Source organism: Streptomyces seoulensis (assembly GCF_022846655.1).
GTDB lineage: Bacteria > Actinomycetota > Actinomycetes > Streptomycetales > Streptomycetaceae > Streptomyces.
The window spans coordinates 1,755,235-1,769,254 of sequence record NZ_AP025667.1; the positions used below are offsets into that span (position 1 = coordinate 1,755,235).

A 14,020-nucleotide genomic window follows, 5' to 3' on the forward strand; every position below is an offset into this window, starting at 1 on the left:
CCGCCCGCGGCCGGAGACCGGCTCACCAGCCGCGCGCGTGCCACTCCGGCAGGTGCGGGCGCTCGGCGCCGAGGCTGGTGTCGTCGCCGTGGCCGGGGTAGACCCAGGTCTCGTCCGGCAGCGCGTCGAAGATCTTCGTCTCCACGTCGCGGATCAGGCTGGCGAACGCCTCGGGGTCCTGGTGCGTGTTGCCGACGCCGCCGGGGAAGAGGCAGTCGCCGGTGAAGACGTGCGGGTGGCCGTGCGGGTCGTCGTAGATCAGCGCGATGGAGCCGGGCGTGTGCCCGACCAGGTGGCGCGCGGTCAGCTCGACCTGGCCCACCCTGATGACGTCCCCGTCGTCGACCGGCACGTCGGTGGCGACCGGGATGCCGGAGGCGTCCTCCCGCCCGGCGTACGTACGGGCGCCCGTGGCGCCGACGACCTCACCCAGTGCCTGCCAGTGGTCGCCGTGCTGGTGCGTGGTGACGACGGACGCGATGCCGTCCCGGCCGATCATGGTGAGGAGCGTGTCCGCCTCGGCGGCCGCGTCGATCAGGAGCTGCTCGTCGGTGGCCCGGCAACGCAGCAGATAGGCGTTGTTGTTCATCGGGCCGACCGCGACCTTCGTGATCATCAGGTCCTTGAGCTCGTGCACGTCCGCCGGTCCGCCGACCCTGACCTCGCCGCTGTACGTCATGTCGATCAGCCTATAGCGGTACGGGGGTTGGCGGCCCGGCGCGGTGTCACAGCGGCGGGAGGGCGGGCAGCTCGCCGCCCTTCACCTCCAGGGCGATCCCGGCGCGGCGCCCGGCGAGCCAGCCCAGCAGATCGGCCGGCGTGCCGGTGACGGTGACCTCGGGGTCGGGAGCCTCCTGTCCCGTGCTCCACGCGCGCGTGCCGTCGGTGAGCAGCGTCGCGGGCACGTCGGGGTGGCCGAGGAAGCGCCGCGCCAGGAACTCCGTCTCGCGCTCGGTGAACTCGACCGGGAGATCCTCCAGCTCGTAGCCGATGCCGAGGTCGACGTGGTGCAGCTCGACCTCGGCCCAGCGCCGGAAGGGCAGCCGGGCCGCGACGTCGGTGACACCGTTGCGCAGCTCCACGACGCGGGTCCAGTCACCCGGAGTCGAACCCGCCGCGTCGAACCGGGCCGCGCTGTCGCGTACGTCGCTGAGCTGGACGTCCAGCGGGCGCGGGGCGTCGCGCTCGATGTCGCCGTCGCGGCCCTCGGCGCTCACGTACATCGGGCGGCCGCCGAGGACGTTCACGAGCGCGTCTGCGTTACGGGCGACGTGGGCGAGGACATGTCCGCGTGTCCAGCCCGGAAGCCGTGACGGCTCGGCCAGTGCCGCGTTGTCCAGTGCGGCGGCAGCGCTGAGCAGCCGGTCCGTCGCTTGCCGTACACGGGCCAGGTCATGAGCGTGATCGGTCATGGGGCCAGACCCTAGCCGGACCACACCTTCGGGTGAAGGTGACGAACATCCTCCGTAATTCGAAAGCACGTGCTATATCGTCGAAGGCGGCGTCGGGCATGCTGGACAGCGGGGGATTGTTATGCGTTCCGGGAACCGACCGGCGTTGTCAGTGGCTCCCCCTAGGCTCGAAGAAGCACGGGGCCTCGGCCCCTGTCACTTCTCTGAAGAAAGGTGCGGACCGGCGTGGCCGACCGTCTCATCGTCCGTGGCGCGCGCGAGCACAACCTGAAGAATGTCTCGCTCGACCTGCCGCGTGACGCGCTCATCGTCTTCACGGGCCTGTCCGGGTCGGGCAAGTCCTCCCTGGCCTTCGACACCATCTTCGCCGAGGGCCAGCGCCGCTACGTGGAGTCGCTCTCCTCGTACGCCCGCCAGTTCCTCGGGCAGATGGACAAGCCCGACGTCGACTTCATCGAGGGCCTCTCCCCGGCGGTCTCGATCGACCAGAAGTCGACCTCGCGCAACCCGCGCTCCACGGTCGGCACCATCACCGAGGTCTACGACTACCTGCGCCTGCTCTTCGCCCGCATCGGCAAGCCGCACTGCCCCGAGTGCGGCCGCCCGATCGCGCGCCAGTCGCCGCAGGCCATCGTGGACAGGGTTCTGGAGCTGCCCGAGGGCAGCCGCTTCCAGGTCCTCTCCCCGCTCGTGCGCGAGCGCAAGGGTGAGTTCGTCGACCTCTTCGCCGACCTCCAGACCAAGGGCTACTCGCGCGCCCGGGTCGACGGCCAGACCATCCAGTTGTCCGAGCCGCCGACGCTGAAGAAGCAGGAGAAGCACACCATCGAGGTGGTCGTCGACCGCCTCACGGTGAAGGACTCCGCCAAGCGCCGCCTCACCGACTCCGTCGAGACCGCCCTCGGCCTGTCCGGCGGCATGGTCGTGCTCGACTTCGTCGACCTCCCCGAGGACGACCCCGAGCGCGAGCGCATGTTCTCGGAGCACCTGTACTGCACGTACGACGACCTGTCCTTCGAGGAGCTGGAGCCCCGCTCCTTCTCCTTCAACTCGCCCTTCGGCGCCTGCCCCGAGTGCACCGGCATCGGCACGCGCATGGAGGTCGACCCCGAGCTGATCGTCCCGGACGAGGACAAGTCCCTCGACGAGGGCGCGATCCACCCCTGGTCGCACGGCCACACCAAGGACTACTTCGGCCGTCTGATCAACGCCCTCGCGGACGCGCTCGGCTTCCGCACCGACATCCCCTTCGCCGGTCTGCCCCAGCGGGCGAAGAAGGCCCTGCTGTACGGCCACAAGACACAGATCGAGGTCCGGTACCGCAACCGGTACGGGCGGGAGCGGGTGTACACCACCCCGTTCGAGGGCGCGGTGCCCTTCGTCAAGCGGCGGCACAGCGAGGCCGAGAGCGACGCCAGCCGCGAGCGCTTCGAGGGCTACATGCGCGAGGTGCCCTGCCCCTCCTGCGAGGGCACGCGTCTGAAGCCGATCGTCCTCGCGGTCTCCGTCATGGGGAAGTCCATCGCCGAGGTCTCCGCGATGTCGATCAGCGACTGCGCGGACTTCCTGGGCGAGCTCAAGCTGAACGCCCGCGACAAGAAGATCGCCGAGCGCGTGCTGAAGGAGGTCAACGAGCGGCTGCGGTTCCTGGTCGACGTCGGCCTGGACTACCTCTCCCTCAACCGCGCGGCGGGCACCCTCTCCGGCGGCGAGGCCCAGCGCATCCGGCTCGCCACCCAGATCGGCTCCGGCCTGGTCGGCGTCCTCTACGTCCTGGACGAGCCGTCCATCGGCCTGCACCAGCGCGACAACCACCGGCTGATCGAGACCCTGGTCCGGCTGCGGGACATGGGCAACACCCTCATCGTGGTCGAGCACGACGAGGACACCATCAAGGTCGCGGACTGGATCGTGGACATCGGTCCGGGCGCCGGTGAGCACGGCGGCAAGGTCGTCCACAGCGGTCACCTCAAGGAACTGCTCGCCAACACCGAGTCGCAGACCGGCCAGTACCTCTCCGGCCGCAAGGCCATCCCGCTCCCGGACGTGCGCCGGCCGCTCGACCCGTCCCGGCAGCTCGTCGTGCGCGGTGCCCGTGAGAACAACCTCCAGGACATCGACGTGTCCTTCCCGCTGGGTGTCTTCACGGCCGTCACGGGTGTCTCCGGCTCGGGCAAGTCGACCCTGGTCAACGACATCCTCTACACCCACCTGGCCCGCGAGCTGAACGGCGCGCGCAACGTCCCCGGCCGCCACACGCGCGTGGACGGCGACGACCTGGTGGACAAGGTCGTGCACGTCGACCAGTCGCCCATCGGCCGCACCCCGCGCTCCAACCCGGCGACGTACACCGGTGTCTTCGACCACGTCCGCAGGCTGTTCGCCGAGACCACCGAGGCGAAGGTGCGGGGCTACCAGCCCGGCCGCTTCTCCTTCAACGTCAAGGGCGGCCGCTGCGAGAACTGCTCGGGCGACGGCACGATCAAGATCGAGATGAACTTCCTCCCGGACGTGTACGTCCCGTGCGAGGTCTGCCACGGCGCCCGGTACAACCGGGAGACCCTGGAGGTCCACTACAAGGGCAAGTCCATCGCCGACGTGCTGAACATGCCGATCGAGGAGGCCACCGACTTCTTCGAGGCGGTGCCCGCCATCTCCCGGCACCTGCGCACCCTGAAGGACGTCGGCCTCGGCTACGTCCGGCTCGGCCAGTCCGCCACCACCCTGTCCGGCGGCGAGGCGCAGCGCGTCAAGCTGGCGAGCGAGCTCCAGAAGCGCTCCACCGGCCGCACGGTCTACGTCCTGGACGAGCCGACCACCGGTCTGCACTTCGAGGACATCAGCAAGCTGCTGAAGGTCCTCTCCGGCCTGGTGGACAAGGGCAACACGGTCGTCGTCATCGAGCACAACCTCGATGTCGTCAAGACCGCCGACTGGGTCATCGACATGGGCCCGGAGGGCGGCGCCGGCGGCGGTTTCGTGGTCGCCGAGGGCACGCCCGAGGAGATCGCGGCGGTCCCGGCCAGCCACACCGGCAAGTTCCTGCGCGAGATCCTCGGCGCCGACCGCGTCAGCGACTCGGGTCCGGTGAATTCCCCGCGTGCGCGGAAGACTGCCAAGTCCGCCGCGACCAAGGCGACCGCCAAGAAGGCGGCGGCGAAGACGGTGACGGCGAAGGCCAACAGCACCGCCACCGCCAAGGCCCCTACGGCCAAGAAGACGGCCGCCAAGAAGGCGACGCGGGCCCCCAAGGCCTGACGCCGGTCCGCCGGCCGGCCCTTCGCGTCGACGGCGCCTCGCGGGACGTTCTCGTGAGGCGCCGCTCGTCGTTCATCCGGTCACAGCTCGCCCAGCTCGGCCGCGTACGGAGGCTCGGCACCCGCACGCGAGCAGGTGATCGCCGCCGCGCGCGCGGCGAAGCCGAGCAGCCGCTGCCAGGCGTCCGGGCCCAGCGCGGCGAGCGCTCGCGCGGAGAGCGCGTCCAGGGCGGAAAGCCCGTGCAGCAGGGCCGCGTTCACCGTGTCCCCGGCACCGATGGTGTCCACGACCTCGACCTTCTCACCGGGTACTCGGTGCTCCGAGCCGTCGGCGGTGAAGACCGTGAGGCCGTCGCCGCCCCGCGTGACCACCACGGCCGAGGGTCCTGCGGCCAGCCACTCGCGCGGGGTGCCGCCCAGCCACTCGGCGTCCTCCTCGGACAGCTTCAGCAGCGTCACCGAGGGCAGCCAGCCCCGGAAACGCTCGCGGTAGGCATCCGCGTCCGGGATCAGCCCCGCCCGGATGTTGGGGTCGAGCGCGGTGAACAGGCCCTGCGCGGCGGCCGACCGCATCAGCTCCTCGTAGGCGCTCGCCCCCGGCTCCAGGACGAGTGAGCAGGTGCCGAAGGACACCGCGCGGGTGCCCTCGGGCAGGGCGGCCGGTGCGGTGTAGAGACGGTCGGCGGTGCCTTCGACGTAGAAGGAGTACGCCGCCGAGCCGCCGGAGTCGATGGTGGCCACCGCGAGCGTGGTCGGCTCGGGACCGCGCTGCACCCGGGACACGTCCACCCCCGCCTGCCGGAGTCCGTCGAGCAGGGCCTCGCCGAAGGCGTCGTGCGAGGCGCGCGAGGCGAAGGCGGTCGGCGAACCCAGCCGGCCGAGGGCCACGGCGGTGTTGAACGGGCCGCCGCCGAGCGCCGGTCGGAGGCCGGCCAGGGCGCCACGGCCCTGCGGTACCAGGTCGATCAGTGCCTCACCGGCGACGACGATCACGAGGTGGTTCCCTTCTCGGACTGCGAGGTTGGTTCTGTCCTCCTCCCGGCATCAGCCGGGGGAGGGGCTTCGGCGTCGCCCGGCCGGGGCTCCGGGCACCCGCAGGAGGCGCGGTGGACGAAGGCGCAGGGCAGCCGTACGGTCCCGGTCGCCCGGTCCGGCTCCGCCAGGCGGTCCAGCAGGACCCGGACGGCCCGGGCGCCCATCTCCCGGCTGGGCTGGGCGATCGCGGTGAGCCGGGGCGCGAAAAGATCGGCCCAGGCGAAGTCGTCGAAGCAGCACAGGGCGATGTCACCGGGCACGCTCAGGCCGCGCCCGCGCAGAGCGCGCAGGGCGCCGATCGTCATCGCGTTGTTGGCCGTGACCAGTGCCGTGGGCGCAGCGGGCAGGGAGAGCAGCGCGGCCGTGGCCCGCTCGGCACCGGTGGACTCGGAGCTGCCGGACACCACGAGTTCCTCGTCGAGGGCCAGCCCCGCGGCGGCGAGGCCCTGCCGGTAGCCCGCGATCCGCTCACTGGTGGTGCTGAGCCCCGGCAGCCCGGCGACCAGGCCGATCCGCCGGTGTCCCAGCGTGGCGAGGTGGCTGACCAGTTCGGCCATGGGGCCCGAGTTCTCGGCGCAGACCTGGTCGAAGGGCTCTTGGCCGAGGAGGTCGCCCTCGGGGCCGGTGGGTCCGAGCACCCGGTCCAGCAGCACCGTGGGCACGGACTGGCGGCGGAGGTAGGCCACGAGATCGCCGGGCTCGGCCGAGGGAGCGACGATCATGCCGTCCACCCGCCGCTCGTGCAGCAGTTGGACGACCTTCAGCTCGTGCTCGGGGTCGTCGTGCGGGTCCGCGATCAGCAGGCTGTAGCCCGCTTCGAGCGCGGCCGCCTCCACGCCCTGGAGGATCTCCGTGAAGTACGGGTTGCTGATCGCCGACACCGCGAGCCCGATGGAGCGGGTCCGTGAGGTCACCAGGGACCGGGCGAGCGAGTTGGGCGTGTAGCCGAGGGCGTCGACGGCGTCCAGCACGGCCTGCCGGGTGTGGGGGAGCACCGGGCGCGTGCCGTTGAGCACGTGGGAGACGGTCGCCACGGAGACACCGGCGCTCCGGGCCACGTCGGCCATGGTGGGCATCGCGCTTCCCCTCCGAGGTGTGAAGTTGACCGTCCCCGTCCGATAACGGCCGGGGAGGCGGACCCCGGCGCTCGCCGCGGTCCTCCGGGCGGGAAAGTATCCCATCGGCCACTCGCGCGTAAACGCTTGCGCAAGCGCTTACGCGTACTCCCGTGCCCGGAGACACCCCCACGCCCGGGCTTTCCCCGCGCCCGCCCCGCCCCGGATGCGCCCCCTGCGCCCCGATAAGGTCGCCCTGCACACCCCCTGACCTGTGGAGACACCGATGCCCGCCCGATCGTCCGCGAGCCGTCGTACCGTCCTTCGAGGAGCCGCCGTGGCGCCGGTCGCCGGACTCGGTCTGGCCGCCTGCTCGGCGCCCGGGGAGCAGGCCGCTTCGGCGGCCACGTCCTCCGTCGACCTGGGGGCCGAGGGTGAGGTGGCCAAGGGTGCGGCGAAGCTCTACCGCGATCACGGCGTGGTGGTCAGCCGGGACGCCGCGGGCGGCCTGAAGGCGTACAGCCTGGTCTGCACGCACGCGGGGTGCGTGATCAACAAGCTGCGGGGCACGACCTTGGTCTGCCCCTGCCACGGCAGCGAGTTCGACGCCGTCACCGGCAAGGTCGTCCAGGCGCCGGCGACCGAGCCGCTGGCCGAGCTGCCGGTGAAGGTCTCGGACGGCCGGATCGTCGCCGGCCCGGCCGCCTGACGGCTTTGCTCACCCCCCCGCTCGGAGCGGGTGGGGATCACTCCCACTCCCAGGCGATCCCCACCGTCCCCGGCCGCACCCGCGGCTCGACCACGTGGACGCTGCGGTGCGGCTCGCTGACCGCGAGCTCCTGCCGTCCCGCGCGGGGTGCCGCGGGGGAGAACTGGGTGAACCGGTGGCAGCGGGCCGGCAGCGCGGACGCGTCGAAGCGCACCTGCAGCGCGTACTGACCGCCCGGTGAGCCGAAGCGGTGGACGTACTCGTGCGAGGCGTCGGCGGTGCCGTCGGTGATGCCGTACCGGAACAGGAAGGTGTCGCCGGTGCGCAGCCGGGTGCCGAAGAGCAGCTCGGCCACCAGGACGCCGGTGTCCCGGTCCAGCCGGACGCGGCCGGTGCGGCAGTTCTCCAGCGCCTGGACGGCCATGTCGTCCGGACGGCAGCCGGGGTCGCCGTGGTGCACGGCGACGAAGCGGTCCACGCCGTCGCGGTGGGCCCGCACGATGTGCTCGGACTCGCGGCTCGCCAGCTCGCGCCGCCCCCCGATGCGGACCCGCTCGCTGTGGCCGAGGGTGTGCATGCCGCCGTCCGCGGACCAGTCCAGCTCCGCCCGGAGCCGGTCCAGCGTGTCGGACGCCTCGATCAGGGAGCGGTAGGAGCGGGGCGCCGGCCGGTCCCCGTCGGCCGGCTCGGGCGCCTCGGCCAGCAGCCTGATCAGGGACTCCTCCGGCAGCCGGAGGATCTCCTCCAGCGCGCGCACGGCGCGCAGCGACTCGGGGCGCTGGGGGCGGCGGGCGCCCTGCTGCCAGTAGCTGAGGCTGGTCACGCCGACTTTCACCCCGTGGCGTGAGAGATGGTGCTGCACGCGCTGGAGCGGCAGCCCGCGAGCGGCTATCGCGGCACGCAGCGCCACATGGAAGGGACCGCCCCGCAGGGCCGTCTCCAGCTCGGCTGGGGCGAGGTCCGGGTGCTCTGTGACATGCGGCATGCACAGAAGCCTTTCTGTGAGGTGTCACCACGGCTGGTCAGACCGCGGTGCGGGGTCGTGTGCCACCCCGTGGGGCTCCGGGGGCGCGCTCGCGTGCGGGCACGCCGTTCGCGTGCGCCGAGTGCGCGGCCCCGAGTTCCCCCGCATTGAAGCGTGTTGACCAGACCCCGACAACACCCCGGGCGACGCCATGGCCTGGATCGTGACGCCTCGGGACCCCGGCCGCCACCGTTGTCCACAGGCTGGTCGGGCGCCCCCGCCGGCGTCGTCACCCTTGTCCACAGGCCCGGCGCGGTGTCGGCGCTCGCCAGTAGGGTGTGAGTCATGGCCGACCCCTCCAGCTACCGCCCCAGGCCGGGCGAGATCCCGGACTCCCCGGGGGTGTACAGGTTCCGAGACGAGCACCGCCGGGTGATCTACGTCGGAAAGGCGAAGAGCCTGCGCCAGCGCCTGGCGAACTACTTCCAGGACCTGGCGAACCTGCACCCGCGCACCCGCTCCATGGTCACCACCGCCGCGTCCGTGGAGTGGACCGTGGTGTCCACGGAGGTCGAGGCGCTTCAGCTGGAGTACTCCTGGATCAAGGAGTACGACCCCCGGTTCAACGTCAAGTACCGCGACGACAAGAGCTACCCGTACCTCGCGGTGACGATGAACGAGGAGTTCCCGCGCGTGCAGGTGATGCGCGGTCAGAAGAGGAAGGGCGTGCGGTACTTCGGCCCGTACGCCCACGCGTGGGCGATCCGGGACACCGTCGACCTGCTGCTGCGCGTCTTCCCCGTGCGCACCTGCTCGGCCGGTGTCTTCAAGAACGCCGAGCGCACCGGCCGCCCCTGCCTGCTCGGGTACATCGGCAAGTGCTCCGCGCCCTGCGTCGGCCGGATCTCGCCGGAGGACCACTACGAGCTGGCCGAGGAGTTCTGCGACTTCATGGCCGGCCGCACCGGCACCTACCTCCGCCGTCTGGAGCGGCAGATGGCCGAGGCGTCCGACGAGATGGAGTACGAGCGGGCCGCCCGCCTGCGCGACGACGTCGGCGCGCTGAAGAAGGCCATGGAGAAGAACGCGGTCGTGCTCGCCGACGCGACCGACGCCGACCTCATCGCCGTCGCCGAGGACGAGCTGGAGGCCGCCGTCCAGATCTTCCACGTGCGCGGTGGCCGGGTGCGCGGCCAGCGCGGCTGGGTCACCGACAAGGTCGAGGAGATCACCACCGGCGCCCTCGTCGAGCACGCCCTCCAGCAGCTCTACGGCGAGGAGACCGGGGACTCAGTGCCCAAGGAGGTGCTGGTCCCGGCGCTGCCCGACCCCGTCGAGCCGGTCCAGGAGTGGCTGACGGTCCGGCGCGGGGCCAACGTCTCGCTGCGCATCCCGCAGCGCGGCGACAAGAAGGCGCTGATGGAGACCGTCCAGCGCAACGCCCAGCAGGCCCTCGTGCTCCACAAGACCAAGCGCGCCTCCGACCTCACCACCCGCTCGCGCGCGCTGGAGGAGATCGCCGGGGCCCTCGATCTCGACAGCGCCCCCCTGCGGATCGAGTGCTACGACATCTCCCACCTCCAGGGCGACGACGTGGTGGCCTCCATGGTCGTCTTCGAGGACGGCCTCCAGCGCAAGAACGAGTACCGCCGCTTCCAGATCAAGGGCTTCGCCGGTCAGGACGACGTCCGCTCCATGCACGAGGTGATCACCCGCCGCTTCCGCCGCTATCTGGCGGAGAAGGAGCGCTCCGGCGAGTGGGCGGGCGCCGAGGACACCCCGGTGAACGGCACGCCCCACCCGGTCGACGGCGCCCCTGCCACCGGTGAGGACGACGGCTTCGCCGGACCCAAGGACGACGACGGCCGCCCCAGGAAGTTCGCCTACCCGCCCCAGCTCGTGGTGGTCGACGGCGGACGCCCGCAGGTCGCCGCCGCCCGGCGGGCCCTGGACGAGCTGGGCATCGACGACATCGCCGTGTGCGGCCTCGCCAAGCGCCTGGAAGAGGTCTGGGTGCCCGGCGAGGAGGACCCCGTGGTGCTGCCCCGCAGCAGCGAGGGCCTCTACCTCCTCCAGCGCGTGCGCGACGAGGCCCACCGCTTCGCCATCACCTACCAGCGCGCCAAACGCGCCAAGCGGCTGCGCAGCGGCCCCCTGGACGAGGTGCCCGGCCTCGGCGAGACGCGCAAGCAGGCCCTCATCAAGCACTTCGGTTCGGTCAAGCGGCTGCGCGCCGCCACGCTCGAACAGATCCAGGAAGTACCCGGCATAGGCCGGAAGACGGCCGAGACCATCGCCGTGGCTCTCGCCCGTTCGGCCCCGGCCGCGCCCGCCGTGAACACGGCGACCGGAGAGATCATTGAGGAAGAGGAACCCGACACGACGGGCGGTTCCTCCGGAGAGTCCGTGAGCGCGGGCCTCCCGGACGACCGACGGGGGCAGGAGACATGACCGAGCACCAGGCACGGCCCACGGCCCAGCGGGCAGGCACCCAGGCGGCGACGGACGACAGTCACCCACGGGCAGCGGAACAGGACAACGGAGCACAGGTGAGTACGGACGTCACGCCGGCAGCGGCCAACGAAGCGCCCATCCCCGAGCTGGTGATCATCTCCGGCATGTCCGGAGCGGGCCGCTCGACGGCGGCGAAGTGCCTGGAGGACCTCGGCTGGTTCGTCGTCGACAACCTCCCGCCCGCCCTCATCCCCACCATGGTGGAGCTGGGCGCCCGCTCCCAGGGCAACGTGGCGCGGATCGCGGTCGTCGTGGACGTGCGCGGCCGCCGCTTCTTCGACAACCTCCGCGAATCCCTCGCCGACCTCGACAGCCGGGGCGTCACCCGGCGGATCGTCTTCCTGGAGTCCTCCGACGACGCCCTGGTGCGCCGCTTCGAGTCGGTGCGCCGCCCGCACCCCCTCCAGGGTGACGGCCGCATCGTGGACGGCATCGCCGCCGAGCGCGAGCTGCTGCGCGAGCTGCGCGGCGACGCCGACCTGGTCATCGACACCTCCAGCCTCAACGTGCACGAGCTGCGCGCCAAGATGGACGCCCAGTTCGCCGGCGAGGAGGAGCCCAAGCTGCGGGCCACCGTGATGTCCTTCGGCTTCAAGTACGGCCTCCCGGTCGACGCCGACCTCGTCGCGGACATGCGGTTCCTGCCCAACCCGCACTGGGTCCCGGAGCTGCGCCCCTTCACCGGGGTCAACGAGGAGGTCGCCTCCTACGTCTTCAACCAGCCTGGCGCCAAGGAGTTCCTCGACCGGTACGCCGAGCTGCTCCGGCTGATCGCGGCCGGTTACCGCCGCGAGGGCAAGCGGTACGTGACCATCGCCATCGGCTGTACGGGCGGCAAGCACCGCTCGGTCGCCATGTCGGAGAAGCTCGCCGCGCGCCTCGCGGCGGAGGGCGTGGAGACGGTGGTCGTGCACCGGGACATGGGACGCGAATGACGGAACGTACACGGCGGCTGCGCGGCCTGCGCCGCGTGGTTCCCGAGGGGCGTCTGAGCCGTGCCGGCGTCGAGGCCCGCGCGTCCCGCCCCGTGGAGGTCCGGGGCGCGCGGCCCCGCAGGCGCGGGGCCCAGCCCAAGGTGGTCGCCCTAGGCGGCGGCATGGGCCTGTCCGCCTCCCTCGCCGCGCTGCGCCGGATCACCGGTGACCTCACCGCCGTCGTCACGGTCGCCGACGACGGCGGCTCCAGCGGGCGCCTGCGCGACGAGCTGGGCGTGCTGCCGCCCGGCGATCTCCGCAAGGCGCTGGCCGCGCTGTGCGGGGACGACGACTGGGGCCAGACCTGGGCCCGGGTCATCCAGCACCGCTTCCAGTCCCAGGGCGACCTGCACGACCACGCGGTCGGCAATGTGCTGATCGTCGCCCTGTGGGAGCAGCTCGGCGACCATGTGCAGGCGCTGGACCTGGTCGGCAGACTGCTCGGCGCGCACGGCCGGGTGCTGCCCATGTCGGCGGTTCCGCTGGAGCTGCAGGCCCTGGTCAAGGGGCACGACCCGGAGCGGCCGGAGGACGTGGACACCGTCCGCGGGCAGGCGACGGTCGCTCTGACACCGGGCGAGGTGCAGTCGGTGCACCTGGTGCCGTCCGACCCGCCCGCCGTGCCGGAGGCGGTCGAAGCGGTGCTGGACGCGGACTGGGTGGTGCTCGGGCCGGGCTCCTGGTTCTCCTCGGTCATCCCGCATCTGCTGGTGCCCGAACTGCTCGACGCGCTCACCCAGACCAAGGCGCGCAGGGTGCTCTCCCTGAACCTCGCTCCGCAGCCCGGCGAAACAGAGGGCTTCTCCCCGCAGCGTCATTTGGAGGTTTTGGGGCGACACGCCCCTAAACTCGCCCTGGACGTGGTGCTGGCCGACGAGGCGGCCGTGCCCGACCGCGATTCGCTCACCGAGGCCGCCAAGCGGCTGGGAGCCGCGGTCGAGCTGGCGCCGGTGGCCCGGACCGACGGAACTCCCCGGCACGATCCGGAGCTGCTGGCCGCCGCGTACGACCGTATTTTTCGGATGCATGGAAGGATCGGCCCATGGCGATGACGGCAGCGGTGAAGGACGAGATCTCCCGGCTCCCCGTCACCCGGACCTGCTGCAGAAAGGCGGAGGTCTCCGCCATTCTGCGGTTCGCCGGCGGCCTCCACCTGGTGAGCGGGCGCATTGTGATCGAGGCGGAGCTGGACACCGCGATGGCGGCCCGGCGCCTCAAGCGGGACATCCTGGAGATCTTCGGCCACAGCTCCGAGCTGATCGTGATGGCGCCCGGCGGGCTGCGGCGCGGCTCGCGCTACGTGGTGCGGGTCGTGGCGGGCGGCGACCAGTTGGCCCGCCAGACCGGGCTCGTGGACGGCCGGGGACGCCCGATCCGGGGTCTGCCCCCGCAGGTGGTGTCCGGCGCCACCTGTGACGCCGAGGCGGCCTGGCGCGGAGCCTTCCTGGCGCACGGTTCGCTCACCGAGCCCGGCCGGTCCTCCTCGCTGGAGGTGACCTGCCCCGGCCCCGAGGCCGCGCTCGCGCTGGTCGGCGCCGCCCGCAGGCTCTCGATCGCCGCCAAGGCCCGCGAGGTGCGGGGCGTGGACCGGGTCGTCGTCCGTGACGGTGACGCCATCGGCGCCCTGCTCACCCGGCTCGGCGCGCACGAGTCGGTGCTCGCCTGGGAGGAGCGCCGGATGCGGCGCGAGGTCCGCGCGACCGCCAACCGGCTCGCCAACTTCGACGACGCCAACCTGCGCCGCTCGGCGCGGGCCGCCGTGGCCGCCGGGGCGCGGGTGCAGCGGGCGCTGGAGATCCTGGGCGAGGAGGTGCCCGAGCACCTCGCCGCCGCCGGGCGGCTGCGCATGGAGCACAAGCAGGCGTCCCTGGAGGAGCTGGGCGCGCTCGCCGACCCGCCGCTGACCAAGGACGCGGTCGCCGGGCGCATCCGCCGGCTGCTGGCGATGGCCGACAAGCGCGCCTCCGACCTGGGCATCCCCAGCACCGAGGCCAACCTCTCGGAGGAGCTGGCGGACAACCTCGTCGGCTGAGCCGCAGGCCCGGCTCGGCCATGAGAAGGACCGCGCAGACGCCGGTGCCGCCGCCCGTTCGGGTGGTC

The 14,020-nt window shown here is 72.2% G+C and carries 11 protein-coding genes; 6 read left to right on the forward strand and 5 right to left on the reverse strand.

The features are described from left to right. Positions 1–22: 22 nt before the first annotated feature. Together HEK131_RS08060 and HEK131_RS08065 are read right to left on the reverse strand one after the other, a co-directional pair. Positions 23–679 carry an MBL fold metallo-hydrolase gene (locus tag HEK131_RS08060; protein ID WP_217463798.1) on the reverse strand — a complete coding sequence of 219 codons (657 nt, stop codon included), beginning with the start codon at positions 677–679 and terminating at the stop codon, positions 23–25. Positions 680–725: 46 nt separating this feature from the next. Then, entirely contained in the window at positions 726–1,412 is a 687-nt protein-coding gene (locus tag HEK131_RS08065; protein WP_244334218.1) for a maleylpyruvate isomerase family mycothiol-dependent enzyme, read from the reverse strand. A 225-nt stretch (positions 1,413–1,637) separates the two neighbouring features. On the opposite strand from HEK131_RS08065, the gene uvrA reads away from it, so the two are divergent. Further along, entirely contained in the window at positions 1,638–4,670 is a 3,033-nt protein-coding gene (gene uvrA, locus HEK131_RS08070; protein ID WP_217463800.1) for an excinuclease ABC subunit UvrA, read from the forward strand. Positions 4,671–4,750: 80 nt separating this feature from the next. On the opposite strand, the gene HEK131_RS08075 is transcribed toward uvrA, so the two are convergent. Further along, complete coding sequence (locus HEK131_RS08075; protein ID WP_244334219.1) at positions 4,751–5,662, reverse strand: carbohydrate kinase family protein; 912 nt, start codon at positions 5,660–5,662, stop codon at positions 4,751–4,753. Beyond that, a complete protein-coding gene (locus tag HEK131_RS08080; protein WP_244334220.1) occupies positions 5,659–6,780 on the reverse strand; it encodes a LacI family DNA-binding transcriptional regulator in 1,122 nt (373 codons plus the stop codon). The genes HEK131_RS08075 and HEK131_RS08080 overlap by 4 nt, the downstream gene beginning before the upstream one ends. 265 nt (positions 6,781–7,045) lie before the next feature. Here HEK131_RS08080 and HEK131_RS08085 point away from each other — a divergent pair, with 265 nt between their 5' ends. Further along, positions 7,046–7,468, forward strand: coding sequence for a Rieske (2Fe-2S) protein (locus HEK131_RS08085; protein ID WP_244334221.1), 423 nt, complete (start codon positions 7,046–7,048; stop codon positions 7,466–7,468). A 37-nt stretch (positions 7,469–7,505) separates the two neighbouring features. Here the strand turns inward: HEK131_RS08085 and HEK131_RS08090 are convergent, their stop codons facing one another. After that, positions 7,506–8,453: a hypothetical protein gene (locus HEK131_RS08090; protein WP_244334222.1), complete on the reverse strand. Its 948-nt coding sequence runs from the start codon at positions 8,451–8,453 to the stop codon at positions 7,506–7,508. 324 nt (positions 8,454–8,777) lie between these two features. On the opposite strand from HEK131_RS08090, the gene uvrC reads away from it, so the two are divergent. The 4 genes from uvrC to whiA are packed head-to-tail and all read left to right on the forward strand — an operon-like array spanning position 8,778 to position 13,952. Beyond that, entirely contained in the window at positions 8,778–10,883 is a 2,106-nt protein-coding gene (gene uvrC / locus HEK131_RS08095) for an excinuclease ABC subunit UvrC (RefSeq protein ID WP_244334223.1), read from the forward strand. Beyond that, positions 10,880–11,881 (forward strand): RNase adapter RapZ, encoded by a 1,002-nt coding sequence (gene rapZ, locus HEK131_RS08100; protein ID WP_244334224.1) that lies wholly within the window; start codon positions 10,880–10,882, stop codon positions 11,879–11,881. Before uvrC ends, rapZ begins: the two co-directional genes overlap by 4 nt. Further along, positions 11,878–12,972 carry a gluconeogenesis factor YvcK family protein gene (locus tag HEK131_RS08105; RefSeq protein ID WP_217463807.1) on the forward strand — a complete coding sequence of 365 codons (1,095 nt, stop codon included), beginning with the start codon at positions 11,878–11,880 and terminating at the stop codon, positions 12,970–12,972. The genes rapZ and HEK131_RS08105 overlap by 4 nt, the downstream gene beginning before the upstream one ends. Further along, the gene (whiA, locus tag HEK131_RS08110; RefSeq protein ID WP_130437364.1) at positions 12,963–13,952 is read left to right on the forward strand and encodes a DNA-binding protein WhiA; all 990 of its coding nucleotides are present in this window, start codon (positions 12,963–12,965) and stop codon (positions 13,950–13,952) included. Before HEK131_RS08105 ends, whiA begins: the two co-directional genes overlap by 10 nt. The last annotated feature ends 68 nt before the right edge of the window (positions 13,953–14,020 follow it).